At 70.3% G+C, this 20175-nt stretch carries 20 protein-coding genes and 1 pseudogene; 10 read left to right on the top strand and 11 right to left on the bottom strand.

Annotated elements, in window-relative coordinates; translation table 11 throughout:
- Nucleotides 1-37: 37 nt before the first annotated feature.
- A complete protein-coding gene (locus BM127_RS22915) occupies nucleotides 38-196 on the bottom strand; it encodes a hypothetical protein (protein ID WP_157829586.1) in 159 nt (52 codons plus the stop codon).
- Between BM127_RS22915 and BM127_RS23170 the strand changes: the two are divergent.
- Nucleotides 123-593: pseudogene (locus BM127_RS23170) on the top strand (acyl-CoA-like ligand-binding transcription factor); the annotation flags it as partial. The gene BM127_RS22915 and the pseudogene BM127_RS23170 overlap by 74 nt on opposite strands.
- Before the next feature lie 24 nt (nucleotides 594-617).
- Here BM127_RS23170 and BM127_RS22910 read toward each other — a convergent pair.
- From BM127_RS22910 to BM127_RS18175, 6 genes are all read right to left on the bottom strand, one after another.
- A complete protein-coding gene (locus BM127_RS22910) occupies nucleotides 618-1034 on the bottom strand; it encodes a DUF7144 family membrane protein (protein WP_091200892.1) in 417 nt (138 codons plus the stop codon).
- Nucleotides 1035-1147: 113 nt separating this feature from the next.
- Complete coding sequence (locus tag BM127_RS18195) at nucleotides 1148-1678, bottom strand: DUF1269 domain-containing protein (RefSeq protein ID WP_091200889.1); 531 nt, start codon at nucleotides 1676-1678, stop codon at nucleotides 1148-1150.
- Between the two features lie 97 nt (nucleotides 1679-1775).
- Nucleotides 1776-2456, bottom strand: a complete 681-nt coding sequence (locus BM127_RS18190; protein WP_091200887.1) for a GAP family protein — start codon at nucleotides 2454-2456, stop codon at nucleotides 1776-1778.
- 31 nt (nucleotides 2457-2487) lie between these two features.
- On the bottom strand, nucleotides 2488-2754 hold the full coding sequence (locus BM127_RS18185; RefSeq protein WP_091200885.1) for an SHOCT domain-containing protein: 267 nt from the start codon (nucleotides 2752-2754) through the stop codon (nucleotides 2488-2490).
- A 54-nt stretch (nucleotides 2755-2808) separates the two neighbouring features.
- Nucleotides 2809-3240, bottom strand: a complete 432-nt coding sequence (locus BM127_RS18180) for a DUF6325 family protein (RefSeq protein ID WP_091200884.1) — start codon at nucleotides 3238-3240, stop codon at nucleotides 2809-2811.
- Between the two features lie 137 nt (nucleotides 3241-3377).
- On the bottom strand, nucleotides 3378-3755 hold the full coding sequence (locus BM127_RS18175; protein ID WP_198554359.1) for a phage holin family protein: 378 nt from the start codon (nucleotides 3753-3755) through the stop codon (nucleotides 3378-3380).
- Between the two features lie 136 nt (nucleotides 3756-3891).
- Between BM127_RS18175 and BM127_RS18170 the strand changes: the two genes are divergently transcribed.
- The 5 genes from BM127_RS18170 (at nucleotide 3892) to BM127_RS18150 (ending at nucleotide 9143) form a co-directional block, all read left to right on the top strand.
- Nucleotides 3892-4458: an HdeD family acid-resistance protein gene (locus tag BM127_RS18170; RefSeq protein ID WP_091200882.1), complete on the top strand. Its 567-nt coding sequence runs from the start codon at nucleotides 3892-3894 to the stop codon at nucleotides 4456-4458.
- Nucleotides 4459-4560: 102 nt separating this feature from the next.
- Complete coding sequence (locus BM127_RS18165) at nucleotides 4561-5673, top strand: AI-2E family transporter (protein ID WP_091200880.1); 1113 nt, start codon at nucleotides 4561-4563, stop codon at nucleotides 5671-5673.
- 101 nt (nucleotides 5674-5774) lie between these two features.
- Nucleotides 5775-7274, top strand: coding sequence for an arylsulfatase (locus tag BM127_RS18160; RefSeq protein WP_091200878.1), 1500 nt, complete (start codon nucleotides 5775-5777; stop codon nucleotides 7272-7274).
- Between the two features lies 1 nt (nucleotide 7275).
- Nucleotides 7276-8214, top strand: a complete 939-nt coding sequence (locus BM127_RS18155) for a formylglycine-generating enzyme family protein (protein WP_198554358.1) — start codon at nucleotides 7276-7278, stop codon at nucleotides 8212-8214.
- The gene (locus tag BM127_RS18150) at nucleotides 8211-9143 is read left to right on the top strand and encodes an HAD family hydrolase (protein ID WP_091200999.1); all 933 of its coding nucleotides are present in this window, start codon (nucleotides 8211-8213) and stop codon (nucleotides 9141-9143) included. Before BM127_RS18155 ends, BM127_RS18150 begins: the two co-directional genes overlap by 4 nt.
- Before the next feature lie 7 nt (nucleotides 9144-9150).
- Here the strand turns inward: BM127_RS18150 and BM127_RS18145 are convergent, their stop codons facing one another.
- Together BM127_RS18145 and BM127_RS18140 are read right to left on the bottom strand one after the other, a co-directional pair.
- Nucleotides 9151-11856 carry a LuxR C-terminal-related transcriptional regulator gene (locus tag BM127_RS18145; protein WP_139227793.1) on the bottom strand — a complete coding sequence of 902 codons (2706 nt, stop codon included), beginning with the start codon at nucleotides 11854-11856 and terminating at the stop codon, nucleotides 9151-9153.
- A gap of 151 nt (nucleotides 11857-12007) precedes the next feature.
- On the bottom strand, nucleotides 12008-12496 hold the full coding sequence (locus tag BM127_RS18140; protein WP_091200874.1) for a DUF1269 domain-containing protein: 489 nt from the start codon (nucleotides 12494-12496) through the stop codon (nucleotides 12008-12010).
- A 153-nt stretch (nucleotides 12497-12649) separates the two neighbouring features.
- Between BM127_RS18140 and BM127_RS18135 the strand changes: the two genes are divergently transcribed.
- Together BM127_RS18135 and cls (BM127_RS18130) are read left to right on the top strand one after the other, a co-directional pair.
- The gene (locus tag BM127_RS18135) at nucleotides 12650-12841 is read left to right on the top strand and encodes a hypothetical protein (RefSeq protein ID WP_139227792.1); all 192 of its coding nucleotides are present in this window, start codon (nucleotides 12650-12652) and stop codon (nucleotides 12839-12841) included.
- Nucleotides 12842-12844: 3 nt separating this feature from the next.
- Nucleotides 12845-14311: a cardiolipin synthase gene (gene cls, locus BM127_RS18130; RefSeq protein WP_231263240.1), complete on the top strand. Its 1467-nt coding sequence runs from the start codon at nucleotides 12845-12847 to the stop codon at nucleotides 14309-14311.
- A gap of 6 nt (nucleotides 14312-14317) precedes the next feature.
- Here the strand turns inward: cls (BM127_RS18130) and BM127_RS18125 are convergent, their stop codons facing one another.
- Nucleotides 14318-15586 (bottom strand): histidinol dehydrogenase, encoded by a 1269-nt coding sequence (locus BM127_RS18125; RefSeq protein WP_139227791.1) that lies wholly within the window; start codon nucleotides 15584-15586, stop codon nucleotides 14318-14320.
- A 12-nt stretch (nucleotides 15587-15598) separates the two neighbouring features.
- On the bottom strand, nucleotides 15599-16015 hold the full coding sequence (locus tag BM127_RS22905; protein ID WP_157829585.1) for an SHOCT domain-containing protein: 417 nt from the start codon (nucleotides 16013-16015) through the stop codon (nucleotides 15599-15601).
- A 179-nt stretch (nucleotides 16016-16194) separates the two neighbouring features.
- Between BM127_RS22905 and BM127_RS18115 the strand changes: the two genes are divergently transcribed.
- Both BM127_RS18115 and cls (BM127_RS18110) read left to right on the top strand, forming a co-directional pair.
- Nucleotides 16195-18372 (top strand): glutamine synthetase III family protein, encoded by a 2178-nt coding sequence (locus BM127_RS18115; RefSeq protein WP_091200867.1) that lies wholly within the window; start codon nucleotides 16195-16197, stop codon nucleotides 18370-18372.
- A 185-nt stretch (nucleotides 18373-18557) separates the two neighbouring features.
- Complete coding sequence (gene cls / locus BM127_RS18110; protein WP_091200865.1) at nucleotides 18558-20021, top strand: cardiolipin synthase; 1464 nt, start codon at nucleotides 18558-18560, stop codon at nucleotides 20019-20021.
- Nucleotides 20022-20175: the final 154 nt, after the last annotated feature.

Below are 20175 nucleotides of genomic sequence, written 5' to 3'. Positions count from 1 at the left end.
TCTGGACATCTGGCACTCGTGGCCACAACCACACTGGTCACGTGGTCGAGCAGGACGTACGCGTGGTGCTGGGGCGGCCGCTGGCGACCACCCACGCGGAGATCGAGGCCGCGGCGTTCCGGCTGTTCGCCGAGCGGGGCTTCGAGCAGACGACCCTGGCGGCGATCGCCGCGGAGGTGGGGGTCGGTCGGCGCACGCTCTTCCGCTACTACGCCTCCAAGAACGACATCCCGTGGGGGCGGTTCGACCGGACCCTGCTCCACTTCCGCGAGCTGCTGGAGGCCCAGCCACGTGACCGCACGGTGCTGGATGCCGTGGGGGAGGCCGTCGTCGCCTTCAACGACTTCCCCGAGGACGCCGTCCCCATCCACAGCGCCCGGATGGAGCTGATCCTGCGGACGCCGGCGCTGCGTGCGCACTCGGCGCTCAGGTATGCGGAGTGGCGATCAGTCGTCGCCGAGTTCGTCGCGGGTCGGCTGGGGGAGCGGCCCACGGACCTGCGCCCGCAGCTCTACGGGCACGTCGCCCTGGGGATCGCCCTCAGTGCCTACGAGCAGTGGCTCACCGAGGAGGGCGGCGACCGCGAGCGGCTGCTGCACCTCCTCGGCGAGTCGCGGTCACACCTTCTGGTCGACCTGCGCGCAGAGGGCCCAGATGACGAAGACGTCCAGGGCGATGATCACGATCGACCACAGCGGGTACTGCGGGAGGAACGCGAAGTTGGCGAACACGCTCAGCACGGCCATCACGATGCCGGCGACGAGCGCCCACACCTTGCCCATCAGGATGCCGATGCCGACCGCCACGCCGGCGATGCCGAGCATGAGGTGGATCCAGCCCCAGAGGGTCAGGTCGAACTCGTAGGTGTAGCGAAGGGTGTCGACGTAGACGTTGTCGGCCGAGATGGCGGCGATGCCCTGGAGGATCCCCAGGAACGAGGCGGTGGCCAGCATGATGCCGGCGAAGGCCGTGGCCCCTTGGGCGACGATGCCTGCCGTGGTGGACTGGAAGGCCCGTTCGGATGAGGTGCTCATCGGGTGTCTCCTCGGTGCGAACGAAGGGTCGATGACGACCCGGGGGCCTCGATGCTAGGCGCGCTCCGCAGGGCCCGTGCTCACCCGGAACGGGCGATGGGGCGTGGTGCGGCTCAGGGCTGGTCCGGCTCGCTCGCAGGGCTGTCGAACTCGCGTACGGCGTCGCGGATCGCCTGCGGTGCGTCGTCGGCCAGCTCGGCGTGGAGGAGGAGCGTGTGCCCGCTGGCGAGACCGCGCTCGACGACCGGGCGGACCGCGTCGATGTCGACGTCCGAGGACAGCACCAGCATCGCGGAGGACCCCGGCTCGAGGTGGGCGACGATCTCGGCCAGGAAGTCCTTGTCGATACCCGTTCCCCGCAACCGCTGCGCGAGGGCGCCGACGCCGGCGCCGGCCGCAGCCCCCACGGCGGGGGCCAGGACCAGCATGCCCACCAGTGCACCCAGGACCGAGCCCTTGCCCGCTGCGCTCGCGGACGCGTGGTGGAGGTGGCCGATCCGCGGCTCGTGCGAGCCGGGGAGCCAGGCCACGGTGATCGCGTCGTGGACCTTGACGGAGCCTCGCGCCTGCAGCGCCTTGAGCCGCACCTCGCCCGCGTCCGCGCCGAACGGGGTGTCGTAGCGCCACACGGTCAGTGTCGGCACATCGTCACCTCCCTCATCCGAGCTTCATCCGAGCCGTACCGTCGAGACTCCTCCGGCACGGCCGGCGCGGTGCTCACCCGATATCGGTGAAAGCGGTTCAGAGGATTCCGAGGCCGGTGAGCGCCTTCACGAGGAACCACGTGCCGACCACGAGCCCGAGGGCGACGGTGATCTGGCCGTTGTGCGCGACCAGCCAGTCGGACGCACGATCCATGAGTCGCGCGGACCTGGCTGGAGCGACCAGGGCTGCGCCCAGCAGGACGAGGTTGAGGGACGCGGCCAGCACGACGAAGAGGAGGAAGGTCGTGATCCCGGCCGCCTGCCCGAGGTCGGCGTCCGAGATCGCCCCGACGGCGGCGAGGGTGAACACCCAGAACTTCGGTCCGATCGCGAGCACGCCGGCACCCATCGCGAAGGCGCGCCCCGGACCCATCCCGTCGGTCATCGCCATCCAGCGCGGCGGCGGTGCGTCCGGGTCGTCGTCAGCGGTGAGCTGGCGCAGGGCGAGGGCGTAGAGGAGGACGGCCAGCACGAGCAGGATGCCTGAGACGACCGGACCCGGCGCGTCGTCCGCACCCTGCCCGGTGGACGAGCCCGTGAGCACCAAGCCGAAGACGACGCCCTGGGTCAGCCGCACGGAGGTCATGCCCGCGACCCAGGCCGCGGCCACCGACGGGCCGCCCGTCCCGCGCAGCAGGAGGAGGGTCACCACGACCTGGATCGGGACGACAGCGCTGCCGATCGCCAGTGGCGCGAGGGTGGTCCACAGTGAGGTCATCGAACGCCTCGGTGACCGCGGCCGCCGCTGATCACGTGCCCAGCAGGCGCGCCTTCGCCGCAGCGAACTCGGCGTCGTCGAGCACGCCGGCCGCCTTGAGGTCCGCCAGCTTGCCCAGCTGGTCGATCAGGTCGTCTGTGCCTGCTGGGGCGGCTGCCACCGGGGGCGGAGGCGGAGCCGCTGGTGCCGCGACGGGCGCCTGGGCCGCAGCCGCTTCCTGGGCCTGCGCCATCTGGCGGCGTTGGCTGTTGCCCGCCACGGTCGTGGCTGTCTTGGTGATGACGGCAGTGCGCGCCATCGTCCCGATCAGTCCCGGTCGTCCTCCACGTCGTCGCACGGTTCCTCGTCTCTCTCAGCTGGCTGTCTCGAGGGCAGTCATGACTTCGTCCACGACTTCGCGCGGCACCCGGAAGTTGGCGGCGAGCACACCGCCGGAGTCGACGATGGCGTCGCGCAACGGTCGGACCCACGTGTGCTCGAACACGAGCACCGCAGCCGAGCTGTCGGGGTCGAGGTCCGCGGCGAGCTCCTCGACGTCCTCGTCGGAGATCAGCTCGTCGAACCTGTCGAAGAGGTGGGCGAGCCGGGCGACGTCCTCACCCAGCCCGTCGTCGTCGATCTCGACGAACGTGGTGTTGCCCGCGGCGTCCTTGGAGATCAGCAGCCCGTCGACGATGCTGACCGTGCCTGCGTCGAGCAGACGGCCGAGCTCGGGCAGGATGCGTCCGTTGAACTGGTTGCCGGGGAAGGCGATGACGACCACTTCGATGGGACCGAGCGTCATGGCGGGACTCCTCGTGGGGTGCGCGGTCGGCGATCACCGACCCGGGGCCGCCGGTGCCTCGCACCGACTGCCTCCGTGCCGGACTCTGCCGACACCGCGGGGTGACGGCGTCACCCGAACTGGGTGACTGGAACGGGTCAGGCAGAGACGTGGTCGTCGCGAAGCCGCGGGTCCGGCAGCAGGACGTGCAGGACTGCCGTGATCACCGCGATGATGAGGGCGGCCAGGATCGCCGTGAAGAAGCCGTCGACCTGGAGGTCGCGGCTGAGCCAGTCGGTGACCAGGAGGAGGACGCCGTTCACGACCAGGGCGAACAGCCCCAGCGTGAGGATGGTCAACGGCAGGGCCAACAGGTGCAGCACCAGGCCGAGGGTGACGTTGACGATGGCGAAGAGCAGGGCGATCCAGAAGTACGTCAGGACACCGCCGTCGACGTCCATGTCGGGCACGATCGCGGTGGTCAGCGCGATGGCAGCCGCCAGCACGACGAGCCGCAGGAGCAGGTTCATGATCATGCCCGGAACCTAGGACGTGGGTGGGCGTGCCCTCCTCACCCGCTACGGGCGATCCGGGTCCGGTGCGGGCCGTTCGACAATCCCTCCGGGCCCTCCGAGCGCGGCGGGCGGCGACGGTCGACGACAGGAGCTTGGCATGGCGAGCGAGACGAAGGGCCGCGCTGCGGTCGACCTGCTACTGGGCGGGCTGCAGGTGCTGGTCGGGATCATCATCCTCGGGCACACGGTGACCGCGACCGCGCTGTCCCTCTTGTTCGTGGGGTGGTTGCTCCTCGCCACCGGCATCTTCATCGTGTTCCTCGCGGTTTTCCAGATCGGGAAGGACGGGATCTGGACGGCGCTCCTCGGCGGCGGGCTGATGACGGTGCTCGGACTGCTGTTCCTCCGACACACGGGCGCGGCCGCACTCACGGTCACCCTGGCCGCCGGATCGCTGTTCCTCGTCGTGGGCATCGCCCGACTGGCGGCGTCCTTCCAGGACCCCGAGCACCGGTGGTCGCTCGTCTTCGGCGGCGCGGTCTCCGCGGTCCTGGGCCTGATCATCCTGTTCAACATCGTGGCTGCGACCTTCACCCTCCTCGGCGTGCTGCTGGGGGTGCAGGTGGTCACGGAAGGGTTGATGACCATGGTCTTCGGTCGCGAGGCCAAGCGCTTCGCCGCAGCCTCCCCGTCCGACACCGAGGCGTCGACCGCGCCCGCATGAGTCCGTCAGTCACCTGACTCGGGTGACGTGCCGGGGCGCCGGTCCATCGACACTGGACGACGCAAGCGGCCCACGAGGCTCCCGGCACACTCCGAGGTGACCATGGCTCAGCCCGTTCCGTTGGACGCACCGCCCCGATGGGCGGCTGGATTGACGGTGATGGTCGGGCTCGCGGCAGCGGTCATCGTCGTGGCGGGTCTGAGATCCGCTTCCGGCATCGTCGGTCCCGCGATGCTGGCGCTGGTGCTCACCATCGCGGTGCACCCGCTGCGCCACCGGCTCGCGCGGCTCAAGCTTCCCGGCTGGGCCGTCTCGCTCGTCTGCGTGGTCGTGGTCTACCTGATCCTGATCGGCCTGAGCATCGCGCTGGTGATCGCCACCGCCCGCTTCGCCACCCTGCTGCCGACCTACAAGCCCGAGTTCAACGCGTTGGTGCACGACGCCGCCTCCTGGCTGTCCAACGTGGGAGTGGGGGACGAGCAGATCGCCAAGATCAGTGGGTCGATCACCCTCGAGCGCCTGGCCCTGGTCCTCGGCGAGCTGCTGGGAGCCCTCGCCAGCGTCTTGTCCAACCTGGTCTTCATCCTGTCCCTCGTGCTGTTCCTGGCCATGGACGCGACGGGCTTCCCCTCCCAGCTCGCGACGATGGCGGAGGCCAGGGCGCCCCTGGCGGCGGCGCTGATCGGTTTCGCGATCGGAACGCGGCGCTACCTGCTCGTCTCCACCGTGTTCGGCCTCATCGTCGCGTGCATCGACACCGTCGCGCTGGCGCTCTTCGCGATCCCGGTGCCGCTGCTCTGGGGGCTGCTGGCCTTCATCACCAACTACATCCCCAACATCGGCTTCATCATCGGACTGGTGCCGCCGGCAGTCCTCGCCCTGCTGGAGGGCGGCTTCGGTCTCTTCATCGCCGTCACCTTGGTCTACAGTGTCATCAACGTGGTCATCCAGTCGGTGATCCAGCCCAAGTTCGTCGGCGACGCGGTCGGGCTCTCCACGAGCCTCACCTTCATGTCCCTCGTGTTCTGGGCGTGGGTGCTGGGGGCACTGGGTGCACTGCTCGCCATCCCGCTGAGCCTGCTGGCCAAGGCGATCCTGGTCGACGTGGAGCCTCGGTCGCGCTGGCTGACGCCGCTGCTGTCCAACCGCACCGAGCCCGAGCCCGAGCCCGAGCCCGAGCCCGACCCCGCGGCCGGACCGGGCCGACAGCGGTGATCGCGATCACCCTCATCAGGTGAAGACCGCGCCGAGGCGCAGACCTAGCGTGACGGGCACCCGGTGCCGTGCGGTCCGGTCATCGAGTCCAGGAGGCTCCCGTGGCGAAGGCTCCCAACATCCTCATCATCTGGGGCGACGACATCGGCATCAGCAACCTGAGCTGCTACAGCGACGGCCTGATGGGCTACCGCACGCCCCACATCGACCGGATCGCCGCCGAGGGCGCCCGCTTCACCGACTACTACGGCGAGCAGAGCTGCACGGCGGGCCGGGCCGCTTTCATCACCGGGCAGAACCCCTACCGCACCGGTCTGACCAAGGTCGGCATGCCGGGTGCGGACATCGGCCTGCGGGACGAGGATCCGACCATCGCGACGGCGCTGAAGAACCTCGGCTACGCCACGGGACAGTTCGGCAAGAACCACTTCGGCGACCGCGACGAGTTCCTGCCGACGGCGCACGGCTTCGACGAGTTCTTCGGCAACCTCTACCACCTCAACGCCGAGGAGGAGCCGGAGCTCGACGACTACCCCACCGAGGAGGACTTCCCCGACTTCCGCAAGAACTTCGGGCCGCGGGGCGTCATCCACTCGTGGGCCAACGAGGACGGCACCCAACGCATCGAGGACACCGGGCCGCTCACCCAGGAGCGGATGAAGACCATCGACGACGAGATCGTGCCCGAGGCGCTGCGGTTCATGGGCGACGCGAACGAGGCGGACACGCCGTTCTTCGTGTGGCTCAACACCACCCACATGCACTTCCGCACGCACATCAAGGACGGCAGCAAGGGAAGGGCGGGGCGCTGGCAGTCGGAGTACCACGACACGATGTGCGACCACGACGAGCTGGTCGGGTCGGTGCTCGACTGGCTCGACGAGCAGGGCCTCGCCGACGACACGATCGTCATGTACTCCACGGACAACGGTCCGCACCTGAACAGCTGGCCCGACGCCGGCATGACCCCGTTCCGCAGCGAGAAGAACTCCAACTGGGAGGGCGCCTACCGGGTGCCGGCGATGATCCGCTGGCCCGGACGGATCCCCGAGGGCCAGGTGCTCAACGGGATCGTCAGCCACAACGACTGGTTCGTCACCCTGCTCGCCGCTGCTGGCGACACCGACATCGCCGACCGGCTCAGGGCGGGCACCGACCTCGACGGCGCGAGCTACCGGGTGCACCTCGACGGGCACAACCAGCTCGACTACCTCACCGGCGCCACTGACGAGAGTCCGCGCAAGCACTTCTTCTACGTCTCCGACGACGGCGACCTCGCGGCCCTGCGCTACGACAACTGGAAGTTCGTCTTCCTCGAGCAGCGGGTCACGGGGACCCTCGGAATCTGGCAGGAGCCCTTCACCGAGCTCCGCTTCCCCAAGCTCTTCAACCTGAGGACCGACCCCTACGAGCGGGCCGACATCACCTCCAACACCTACTTCGACTGGGTGCTGGACCGCGTCTGGCTCTTCGTCCCGGCGCAGACCTACGTCGCCCGGATGCTGCAGACCCTCGCGCAGTTCCCCCCGCGCCAGGAGCCGGCCAGCTTCAGCCTGGAGAAGGTCATGGAGAAGCTGAAGGCCGGCGTCGGGAGCAGCTGAGGTGGCCGTCGACCTGCCCGGTGGCACGTTCACCATGGGCTCCGACGACCACTACGCCGAGGAGGCGCCCACCCACCGGGTGCGGGTCGACGCCTTCTCGATCGATACGACCGCGGTGACCAACGCCGAGTTCGCGACCTTCGTGGACGCCACCGGCTACGTCACCGTCGCCGAGCGCGACCTCGACCCTGCCGACTACCCGGCCGCGCCCGCCGAGAACCTGCAGCCCGGATCGATGGTCTTCGTGCCGACCCGTGGTCCGGTCGACCTGCGCCACCTCAGCCAGTGGTGGCGCTGGAAGCCGGGTGCGTGCTGGCACCACCCCCACGGCTCGAGGAGCTCGATCGACAAGCTGCTCGACCACCCGGTCGTGCACGTCTCGCACGAGGACGCGTCGGCGTACGCCGCGTGGGCCGGGGCGTCACTGCCGACCGAGGCCGAGTGGGAGTACGCCGCACGCGGAGGGCTCGAAGGGACGGCGTACACGTGGGGCGACGTGGCCCGGCCCGACGGCAGGATCATGGCGAACACCTGGGACGGCCCGGACTTCCCCTGGCGCAGCAGCGGTGAGAGCGGGTTCCTGCGCACGGCGCCGGTCGGCAGCTTCCCCGCCAACGGCTACGGGCTCTTCGACATGGCCGGCAACGTCTGGGAGTGGACCGACGACTGGTGGACCGAGGCTCATCCGGCGGACGCCGACAAGCCGTGCTGCATCCCGTCCAACCCGCGCCCCGGCGTGCGCGAGCAGAGCTTCGACCCCGCCCAGCCGCAGTTCGCGATCCCGCGCAAGGTGGTGAAGGGGGGCTCGCACCTGTGCGCCGACTCCTACTGCCTGCGCTACCGTCCGGCCGCCCGGCGGCCGCAGATGGTCGACACGGGCACGAGCCACCAGGGCTTTCGGTGCGTACGTCGGCCCCCGACCGAGGCGCCACCCGCATGAGCGACGACCGGTTGCCGTCCTGGCGTCCCGGACGGACCCGGGACGCGGTGCTGGCGTTCCTGGCCGCCGCGCCCGGGATCGCGCCGCGTGATCGCGTCGCGTGCTTCGACAATGACGGCACCCTGTGGTGCGAGCGACCGACCTACGTCCAGCTCGACTTCTTCGTCGACGTCCTGCGCAGCCGGGCCGACGACCCGGCCCTGGCGGGGGTGCCCGAGCTGGCGGCAGTCCTGGCCGGCGACCGGGCGACGATGGGCGAGATGGGCCTCGAGCGCATCGCGCTCGCCCTCCTCGGGATCTTCGAAGGAGTGAGTCCTGAGCACTTCACCGCCCAGGTGCGTGCGTTCATGGACCGAGCCGAGCACGCCACTCTCGGCTGTCCCGTGCGTTCGACGACGTACGTCCCGATGCTCGAGCTGGTCGCCGCGTTGCGCGCGCTGGACTTCACCGTCTGCATCGTCACCGGCGGCGGGGCCGAGTTCGTGCGCGCGGTCAGCCACGACCTCTACGGCGTCCCGCCGGAGGCGGTGGTCGGGTCACTGGTGGACTACGACTACGTCGCCGAGGCGGCGGGCGCAGGTGGTCGGGTACGACCCGTGCTGCACCGGACCGCGCGCGTCAGTGGAGTCGTCAACGAGGGCGCCGCGAAGGTCTCCCACATCCAGACGCACCTGGGTCGTCGGCCGGTGCTCGCCGCCGGGAACTCCGGCGGCGATCGGGAGATGCTGGAGTGGACGGCTGCAGGCGAAGGTCCGACGCTCGCGCTGCTCGTCGACCACGACGACGACGTACGCGAGTTCGCCTACGTGAGCTCCGCGGAGAGCGTCCAGGAACCCGAGCTGATCCTGGACGTGGCCGCGCGAGCGGGCTGGACCGTCGTCAGCATGGCGCGCGACTGGGAGACGGTCTTCAAGCGACTGAGCTCCTGACCCGACTTCAGATCAGGTGGAGCTTGCGTGCCACGGCCAGCGCTTCGCTGCGACGGCTCACGGACAGCTTGGTGTAGAGGCTGGACACGTGGGTCTTGATCGTGTTCTCGCTGAGGTAGAGATTGGCCGCTGCGTCGCCGTAGGTCGAGCCGCGGGCGAGCTCCTGGAGCACCTCGAGCTCGCGTGGGCTGAGCGTCGGCATGACGCGGTCGTCCTCGACCGTCGCCAGCTCGCGGGCGGTGGCGACCGTCGTCGCGAAGAGGGTGGCCACCCCTGCCCGGTCCGCGCACGCCCCACGCAGCTCGGTCCGCCATCCCGATCCATCGGTGTCCGGCACCGACGCGAGCAGCTGGCCGACGCGGGTCCCGTGGCGGCTCCAGCCCAGGAACGGGCTGCCCAGCCGTCGGGTCTCGGCGGCCTCGGAGGCGCGGGTGATGAGAGCGTGGGCAGCCACCGGGTCGCCGAGGTAGTGCACGAGCTGCGCGGCGCACGTCAGCGCCAGCACGGCGGTCGGAGGTTGCGCGCGGTGCGCCTGCTCGGCGGCGTCGAGGTAGTGGGCGGCGGCAGCGGGCAGGTCGCCCTCGATGTCGGCGCTGGCACCTCGCACCCAGCAACGCTCCGCCTCGGCGTCGGACTCGGCGAGCGCCTGGTCGATGGCGCGCAGGGCGTCCTTGTTGGACGTGATGACCGCGAGGCCGGCCCGTTCCATGAGGGCGCTGACGCGCAGGTGCTCGGGCTGCTGCGCTGCCGGCGACAGCGCGTCCAGGCTCCGCAGCGCGCCTGACACCGATCCCTCCAGGAGGGTGAGCCGGGCATGCATGATCTGCCACCAGAACCGGCTGGTGAGGTCGTCCGGCTCGTCGGGCAGCCGGAAGGTCAGGGGGTCCACGTCCGGATAGGTCGCACGACCTGCGTCCCGCTTGCGTCCGGGCGCGGGGGTCAGCGGGTGCGTGCCGAACCACACCAGCATCCGGACCAGGTCGGCACGGGTCCGCGCCACGTGGCTGGTGCCGGGGTGCTGCTCGACCAGGTCGATGGCCTCCTCGGCCAGCTCCAGGGCAGCCTGCTCGCGGCCGAGCATGACCTGGGTGAGCGCGAGGTGGGTCAGTGCCTCGGCGGTCGTCGCCACCAACCCCTCGGCGCGCCCGACGGTCACCGCCTCGCTCAGGTGCGCCTCTGCGTCACGCAACCGGCCGAGCCAGTTCTCCGCCACGCCGACCTGGAGCAGGGCGAGGGCGAGATAGGGGTCGTGGACCGGGGCCTCACCCGCACGTCGCACGTCGTCGAGCGCCGCCGTGACCAGCTCGTCGGCGTGCTCGCCGGTGCTCCGCGCGCGGTGCAGCCGGACCGTGTGCAGCTGGAGGCTCGAGACCGCACTGGTGTGGGTGCCCACGCGGCGGAGGAACCGATCGGCCCAGTGCCGGCCCCCGTCGTCGTCACCGGCGGACCAGCGGGCGAGCGCCAGGAGCCCCCAGGTGTCGGGATGGTCCTCAAGGGCTGGCCCGGCCTGTCGCACGAAGGAGGACACGTGGTCGTCCGGTCCGTGGGCCAGGAGCCGCGGACCCTGCTCGACGAGAACGTCGGCGGCCTCGTCGAGCCGGCCGAGTGCGACGAAGCGCCGCAGGGCCACCTGCGTGCGACCCCTGGACAGGTCGAGCCGGGTCGCTCGCAGGATCGTGCCGACCGCCTGCTGCACGTCGACGCCGCCGGCGACCATGCGGCGGCGCACGACCTCGAGCAGGAGCGGGTGGATGCGGTAGTGCTCGGGGTCGCCCCCACCGTCGGGACCGGGGCCCGTCGAGACCCGGCTGACGAGGAGCCCGGTGGACTCCAGGGCGCGCAGGGCCTCCCCGGCGCGTGCGTCCCGGGTGAGGTGGCGGGCCGTCTCCTCGGTGAGGTCGGGCTCACCCGCCACGCACAGCAGCAGGTGACGCTCCTGGGGCCGCAGCCCCACGAACACCTCGCCCGCGACGAGGTCGGCGATCGGTCCCCCGGACGTGCCGAGGAGCTCCAGGTCTGCCGCGTGGCGCAGCGTCTTGCTGGCCCGCGCGGCGAGCACCAGCGCGGCACACCAGCCGTCCGCGCGCCGGACCACTGCCGCGAGGACCTCGGGGCGGGCGCCGGGAGCGTGCATGCCGGCGAGCGACTCGGCCTCCTCGGCGGTCAGCCGGAGCACGTCGCCGCGCAGGACGGTCAGATGACCAAGCAGCTCCGGGACCAATCGGTCGATGGCGAGGTCCCACCGCCCCAGGAGGATGAGGCGCACGCTGTCGGGGGAGTGGGTCAGTCGATGGTTGATGATGCGGACGCAGGCCGCCGGCAGCAGGTGGGCGTCGTCGACCACGACGAGCTGCGGCACGGGCCCGGCCCGTTCAGAGGCCTGGTCGAGGACCTCCTCGAGGAGCTCGACGGGAGTGTTCCTCGTGGCCGAGAACCATCGTGGGGTGATCGTGGGCGACGAGGCGGCGAGCCAGCCGGCGACGCCGAGTGTCTTTCCGGCACCCGCAGGAGCCACGACCACGGTGACGGGGTGCTCCGTGGCCTCGTCGAGCAGGCTCCAGAGCAGGGGGCGCGGGACGAAGTGCTTCGGCAGCCACGGTGCTCCCGGCACGGGCGAGCGGCGTGCCCCGTCGTCGTCGCGCCGTTCGGCGGGCGCGGGCACCGGCGGCGCGCCGGATGTCGTGGTGTCGGACAATCCCTCGGTTGCCGTCACGCCGCTCCCTCACTACGACCACTGGCCTCCCTGGCGACCCGGTCCTCCCAATTGGGTGCCCCCAGCAGCTTCTCGGGTCACGCTAGCCACTCCACACCCCGATCGCGTCACCCTGCGCGGGTGATGGGCCGGGTGGTTCAGACCAGCGGTCTCAGTGGGTGAACACCTGCCGCACTGCCCGCTCCTGCTCGTCATCGAGGGTGGTGGCAACCAGCTCGGCGGGATCGCCACCGGCGAAAGCATCGCGCACCCGGTCCACCGCGGCGTCGGACGCCAGCAGGAACAGCGCCGAGGTCCCCGGGGTGAGGCCGTCGCGTACGCGGTTGATGAACAGGTCGTCGATGCCGACGGCGGCAAGGGTTCCGGACACGGCGCCCGAGGCGGCTCCGATGGCCGCACCGAGGAGTGGCATGAAGAAGACGAGTCCGAACAGCATGCCCCAGAAGGCACCGTCCAGGGCGAGCGGACCGGCCAGGGCGTCGAGCTGCCGGGTCCTCGGCTTGCCTTCCCCCTCGGGCCAGTGGACCTGGGCGGCGTCCTGGAGGACGAGCGCCTGCTCGGTGGCGAGCACCTCGAGCGCCCGGGCGGCAGCTGCTGCACCCTCTGCGGTGTCGAACGTCCAGACGGTCAGGGTGGTCACGGGTGGTCCTCGTCCTCGGGTCTCCTCACCCTGTGTCGGAGGAGCGCCCGGGCGATCCACCGATTCGGGTGAGTGCCGGCGGCGCCGGGCGTCCTACTGTCGAGCACCGGGCGGCCGTCCCGGACGGCGAGGAGGCGCACGACAGTGGCCAAGGTGATGATCCGAGTGGACGACGAGGTGAGCGACGAGCTCCTCAGCGCCTTCCCTCACCTGGTGTCGAGCGTCTCGCACGTCCAGACCACCCTGACCGGCACGGTGGTCGACCAGGAAGAGCTGCAGGGAGTCATCAACTATCTGGCCTCGATGGGTGTGACCATCGTCGACGTGCTCACGATCCCGGAGTAGCGGGTGGACCGGCTGGGATCACTCCCGGCGATCATCGGTGTCCTGCTCGTGATGGTGCAGATCGGCGTCTGTGTCGCGGCCCTCGGGATCATCCCGGGCAACCGACGTCCGTCCACCGGGATGGCCTGGCTGATCCTCGTGCTGGCCGTCCCGTTCTTCGGGCTCCTCGCCTTCCTGTTCGTGGGCAGCAACCGCGTCGAGCGGGACCGGCGTGAGCGGCAGGTGCGGGTGAACGCCGAGATCCACGCCCGGACCCAGGACATCGCCGAGCTCGGGGAGCACCGCCCCGACATCCCCTACGTCGCGGGCGTCGCCGTCCTCAACCGTCGGCTGGGTGCTCTGCCGATGGTGGGCGGCAACAGGGCCCGGTTCTACCCCGACTACGGCGCGAGCATCGCCGCGATGACGGCGGCGGTCGAGACGGCCGAGCGCTTCGTGCACGTGCAGTTCTACATCAGCGCCTGGGACGAGGTGACCGCGCCGTTCTTCGAGGCGCTGGTCCGGGCCACCGAGCGCGGGGTGCGGGTCCGGCTGCTCTTCGACCACCTGGGCTCGCGCGGCATCCCCGTCTACGGGACCATGCTCGAACGGCTGCGGGAGACCACGATCGAGTGGCACCCGATGATGCCCCTCGAGCTGCTGAAGGGGAAGTGGCGGCGCCCCGACCTGCGCAACCACCGCAAGATCCTCGTCGTGGACGGTCTGATCGGCTTCGCCGGGTCCCAGAACCTCATCGAGCCGTCCTACAACAAGCCGGCCAACCAGGAGGCCGGCCGGACCTGGGTCGAGCTGGTCACCAGGGTCGAGGGGCCTGTCGTCGCCGAGCTCAACGCGGTGTTCCTCTCCGACTGGTACAGCGAGACCGACGAGATCCTGGCGGACACGGTGGACAGCGCCCTTGCCCGCACCGGCGACGGCGACGTGGTGGCCCAGGTCGTGCCGAGCGGACCGGGCTTCACCACCGAGAACAACCTCCGGATGTTCACCACGCTGATCTACGGCGCCAAGCGGCGCCTCTCCATCACCAGCCCCTACTTCGTGCCGGACGAGTCGTTGCTCTACGCCATCACCACCGCCGCCCAGCGCGGTGTCGAGGTGGAGCTGTTCGTCAGCGCGGTCGGCGACCAGTTCATGGTCCACCACGCCCAGCGCTCGTACTGCCAGGCGCTGCTGGAGGCGGGGGTGCGGATCCAGCTCTACCCGGCACCGTTCGTCCTGCACTCCAAGCACTTCTCCGTCGACGACGACGTGGTCGTGATCGGGTCGAGCAACATGGACCTCAGGTCGTTCGCGCTCAACTACGAGGTCTCCCTCATGCTGCTCGGCGGCGAGGTGGTGCAGCAGGTCCGGGTGGTCGAGGACACCTACCGCTCCCTGTCGCGCGAGCTCACCCTCGAGGAGTGGCAGGAGCGGTCCCACCGCTCGCGCTATGTCGACAACGTCATGCGCCTCACGTCCGCCCTGCAGTGACCGGGGCTACCCGTCGGCAAGGGAGTCGGCGGGGGAGTCGGCGGGGGTCGAGGTGCCCGGCCGAGCCAGCACCTCGATGACCAGCAGCACCAGCAGGGCGACACCGACGACGACGGCGGAGAAGGTGCCGGTCGGGTGCGGGGCCATGACGTAGACGAGCAGCGCCACGCCGAGGACGCCCCAGCGGATCGCCACGACGTGCTGGTGGAGCGCGGTGCCGACGGGTCCGGTGTCCACACCCGCACGCGCCATGCCACCGCGTGCGCCGTCCACGCCGCGGGAGAACGCCCCGCGGACGCTGGTGGCCAGCGGCCCGGGGCCGGACACCCACGCGGCGACCGCGAGGGCGAGGAAGAGCACCAGCACCGAGCGCAGGGCCACCCGGATGAAGACGACGACGGCGTCGAAGATCGCCGCCGCCGCGTTCGGTGGCAGCTGCTCGGGCGGCACGGCGTCGAGGTAGAACAGCCGGGCGACGTTGAGGCCGGCGCCCAGCAACCCTATCGCGACGGCGACGGCGAGGCACCCGACCACCACGGTCCGTCGGCGCGAGCGCGACACGGCCACACCGGCGAGCAGCAGCGCGACGGCGAGCCAGGGGAGCACGGTCGAGGCAGCGTCGAGCAGCCGGAACGCCGACTGGGCCCGCGACAGGTCGGCCGACTGCACGATGGTGAACTCCGCGTCCACCTCGGGGATCGCCCCGGCGAGGGCGAATCCGCGGTCGACGAGGCGCGCCTTCACGGTGTCGATGAGTGTCGCGAGGTTGACGCTGACCGTCCCGCCGCGGGTGGCGACGACGTCGTTGCCCTCACCGGTCAGCAGGGCGACCACCTGCGTGTGTGCCTCGCGGTTGGCGTTGGTCCACGCCTGCTCGAACTGCTCCGACCGGACGAGCCGCGTCACCTGTTCCTCGACGACGTCGTTGACCTGCGTGGCCAGCGGCACGGAGAGGGACAGGAGGAGCGCCTGCGCCCGGGGCGGCAGGTTGCGGTCCGCGAGCGCGTCCACGGCCACCTCGGTCGCCCCGACGATGTCGAGACGACCGACCACCTCGTCGGTGATCCGTCGGATGACCGCGTCCTGCACTGCGGGTTCGGCCGCGAGGGGGGCGACCGTGGCGACGTAGCGATCCGTGTCGCCGACCTGGTCGTCGGCCCACGAGGCCACGACGGCCACGGGCGCCAGTACGGCTGCCAGCAGCACCAGGACGGTGGAGAGCACCGCCCTCCAGCGCGCGCCGGAGGGCTTCGGCGTCGTCGTCTCCGCACTCATGGTCTGACCCGCTCAGGACGCGAGGAGTCGCGCCTTCTGGGTGTCGAACTCCGCCGCGGTCAGTGCGCCCGAGTCACGCAGGGACGCCAGCTTGGCGATCTCGTCGGCAGTGCTCGGTGCCGCTGCGGCGTGACGCGGCTGCTGCATGGCAGCCATGTCCTCGCGGCGACGCTCGTTCATCGACGCCCCGCGCGCGACGAGGTAGACGAGCGCGGCGAGGAAGGGGAAGAAGATGAGACCGATGATCCACAGCGCCTTGCTCAGTCCGGACAGGTCCTTGCTGCGCAGCACGTCGGCCATCAGCGTGATCAGGAACCAGAACCACGCCACGAGGATGTAGATCCACCCCAACGTGAAGAACAGGTCGAGGAGCGAGAAGTCGTCCATGGGTGCTCCCGGGGCGAGGATGAAGGCAGGTGGGTCCTGCACGACTGGGTCCAACCTGTCGAGTCGCAGCCAGTGGCACGTCACCCGCAGCGGGTGAGAGTGGGCTCGGGCACAGTCGCATTCCTGCCGCCGGTCGTCACGGCGACGAAACGAGATCGACATGTCGCCGCACTACGGTCGCCGCAGTGCCACGGAGCGTGGCGTACGTCTGAGGAGCATGCGTGAGCGCCAACCCGGTTCGTCTTTCTGCCATCACCGCCGTCGAGGCCTTCGTGCCGCCGCCGATCACGTTCGACCCCGGCGAGGAGCCCGGGGAGATCTTCGGCGAGAACGTCTTCAGCCTGACCGTGATGCAGAAGCGGCTGCCCAAGGCGGTCTACAAGTCGGTGCTCTCCACCATCGAGAAGTCCACGCCGCTCGACCCCGACGTCGCGGACGCCATCGCGTCGGCGATGAAGGACTGGGCCCTGGAGAAGGGCGCGACCCACTACGCGCACGTCTTCTACCCCCTGACCGGCCTGACCGCGGAGAAGCACGACAGCTTCCTCGACCCCGTCGGCGACGGCACCGCGTTCGCGTCGTTCTCCGGCAGGACCCTCGTCCAGGGCGAGCCCGACGCGTCGTCGTTCCCCAACGGCGGGCTGCGCAACACCTTTGAGGCGCGCGGCTACACCGGCTGGGACGTGATGAGCCCGGCGTACATCCTCGAGAACCCCAACGGCAACACGCTCTGCATCCCCACCATCTTCATCTCGATGACCGGTGAGGCGCTGGACCACAAGACGCCTGTGCTGCGCTCGCAGCAGGCGATGGCGGTGCACGCCAAGCGGGTGCTGAACCTCTTCGGCCACGCCAACCCCGAGAACGTGGTGGCCTACTGCGGCCCCGAGCAGGAGTACTTCCTGATCGACAGCCACTTCTTCCTGGCCCGCCCCGACCTGCTCAACGCCGGACGTACGCTCTTCGGCGCCAAGCCGCCCAAGGGCCAGGAGTTCGACGACCACTACTTCGGTGCGATCCCCTCGCGCGTGCTCGGCTTCATGATGGACACCGAGCGGGAGCTCTTCAAGCTCGGCATCCCTGCCAAGACCCGCCACAACGAGGTCGCGCCCGGCCAGTTCGAGGTCGCGCCGATGTTCGAGCGCGCCAACGAGGCCTCGGACCACCAGCAGCTGCTGATGACGACCTTCAAGGCCGTGGCCAAGAAGCACGGGATGGAGTGCCTGTTCCACGAGAAGCCGTTCGAGGGCGTCAACGGCTCCGGCAAGCACGTGAACTTCTCGCTCGGCAACTCCGAGCTCGGCAGCCTGCTCGTGCCCGGTGACACCCCGCACGACAACGCCCAGTTCCTCGTCTTCTGTGCCGCGGTCATCCGCGCGGTGCACAAGTACGGCGGCCTGCTGCGCGTCTCGGTCGCCTCGGCGTCCAACGACCACCGCCTCGGCGCCAACGAGGCCCCGCCCGCGATCATCTCGATCTTCCTCGGCGACCAGCTGGCCGACGTGTTCGACCAGATCGCCAAGGGCGGTGCCACCCGCTCCAAGGAGAAGGGCACGCTGACCATCGGCGTCGACACCCTGCCCAACCTCACCAAGGACCCGGGCGACCGCAACCGCACCTCGCCGTTCGCCTTCACCGGCAACCGGTTCGAGTTCCGGGCCCCGGGCTCCGGGCAGACCGTCGCCGGCCCGATGGTCATGATCAACACGATCATGGCCGAGGCCCTCGACTACTGCGCCACCGCGCTCGAGGAGGCCGTCGCCGCCGGCACCGACTTCAACGAGGCCGTCCAGACGCTGCTCGCCGAGATCGTCGCCAACCACGGCGCAGTCATCTTCAACGGCAACGGCTACAGCGACGAGTGGCCGATCGAGGCCGAGCAGCGCGGGCTGAAGAACCTGCGCACGACGGTCGACGCCCTGCCCGAGCTGATCTCGCCGGAGGCCATCGAGCTGTTCTCGAAGTACGGCGTGTTCAACGAGCACGAGGCCCACAGCCGCTTCGAGATCGGCGCCGAGCAGTACATCCTGGCCGTCGCGGTCGAGGCCAACCTGACCCTCGAGATCGGGACCACGACGATCCTGCCGTCCGCCACGCGCTACCAGACCGAGCTGGCCCAGAACGTCGTCGCCCTCAAGGGCGCCGGCATCGACGCCGACGCCTCGGGGCTCGAGACGATCAGCGGGCACATCACCGCGCTGCGGGCCGGCCTCGCCGACCTGTCGGCCGCCATCGACCACGAGCACCCCGCCGACCCGCTCGAGGCGGCGACCTTCATGCGCGACTCGGTCATCCCGGCGATGGCCTCGGTCCGCGCCGCGGCCGACGTGCTCGAGACGCTCGTGGCCGACGACCTGTGGCCGCTCCCGACCTACCAGGAGATGCTCTACATCCTCTGACCGCGCGAGGACCACGGCACGACGATCGGCACGCGCGCAGACGTCATACGGAAGGGGCGAGCGGGTACGCCTTCCGCATGACGTCGTGAGTCGGGCGCAGCCGGGCGGAGCGGAGCGGCCGGACCCGAGCGGAACCTCGCAGGACTGAGTACGCTCGCGGCGCACTCCGGAAGAGGGGCTGACGCATGACGCTCGCTGCGGTTCTGACGACGACGGTCGTCGTGCTCGAGTACGCGCTCAAGATCTTCGCGATCGGCACGGTGCCGGAGAACCGCCGCCCTGCTGCGTCGTCCGCGTGGTTGCTGCTGATCCTGTTCGTCCCCGTCGTGGGGTTCCCGCTGTACTGGCTGATCGGGAGCCCGTACGTCAGCGGCCGCCGGCACGTCGTCCAGCAGCGGGCCAACCAGGTGCTGGCCGATCGCAAGGACCTCTGGCCGGTGATGCCGGAGGGCGCCGACCCTGACCGCACGCTGGCGTCGGTCCTGGCGATGAACCAGCGGCTGACCGGCCTGCCGTGCGTGAGCGGCGCCCACGAGCAGACGTACCCCGACACGGGTGACTACTTCGCCGCCATCGCCGAGGCGATCGACGACGCCCGGGAGTACGTCCACGTCGAGTTCTACATCGTCTGCTGGGACGAGGCGACCGACGTGGTCTTCGAGGCGATGCGCCGGGCGGCGTCGCGCGGGGTCGAGGTCCGCCTGCTGCTCGACCACCTGGGCTCGCGGAAGTATCCCGGCCGCAAGCAGCTCGGGCCGCGGATGACCGAGGCCGGCATCGACTGGCACCTGATGATGCCCATCGACCCGTTGAAGGGGCGCTGGCGACGACCCGACCTGCGCAACCACCGCAAGCTCGTGGTGGTCGACGGCGAGCGTGCCTTCCTCGGCTCCCACAACCTGATCGCGCCCAGCTACGGCAGCACGAAGAACGCCGAGATGGGCCGCGCGTGGAGCGACGTCTCGCTCCAGGTCAGCGGGGACATCGTGACGTCGGTGTCGGTCGTGTTCGCGACCGACTGGTACACCGAGACCGGCGAGCTGCTCGACGTCGAGCGCTACTTCGCCGACCAGCCCGACCAGCCGGCCGGCGGACGGGGACACGCGATGCAGCTCGTGCCGTCGGGCCCGGGCTACGCGACCGAACCCAACCTGCGGCTCTTCACCGCCCTGATCCACGGCGCGACGGACCGGGTCGCGATCACCAGCCCCTACTTCGTGCCGGACGAGGCGCTGCTCGCCGCGATCACCAGTGCGTCCTACCGGGGCGTGCAGGTCGAGCTCTTCGTCGGCGAGAAGGCCGACCAGTTCCTCGTCGGCCACGCCCAGCGATCCTACTACGCCGCGCTCCTCGACGCCGGGGTGACGATCCACCTCTACCCGGCGCCCACCGTGCTGCACGGGAAGTACTTCACCGTGGACGGGCGGGTCGCGATGATCGGCTCGTCCAACATGGACTTCCGGTCCTTCGCGCTCACCTCGGAGATCATGCTGCTCGCCTTCGGTGGCGACCTGGTCGAACGGCTCGAGCGCAACGACGCCGACTACCGCGCGGTGTCGCGGGTGCTGACCGTGGAGGAGTGGAGCGCCCGGTCGTGGCGCGAGAAGTACGTCGACAACGTCTGCCGCCTCACCGCCGCGCTGATGTGAGAGCAACGGTGGTCGACCTCGGCCGCCCACGGGCCCCGCTCGGACGGGACCTTTGGCCCTCGTGAACGCCCACGGCTTCCGTTCTACTCGGTCCGGAGGGTCTCACCTCCGTCGTGGGCCTACGAGGGGAGCGTGGATGTCAGACGCAAACGTT

Source organism: Nocardioides alpinus (assembly GCF_900112035.1).
GTDB lineage: Bacteria > Actinomycetota > Actinomycetes > Propionibacteriales > Nocardioidaceae > Nocardioides > Nocardioides alpinus.
Note: the sequence above shows the minus strand (reverse complement) of the source record. Positions and strands in the feature narration are given on the sequence as shown.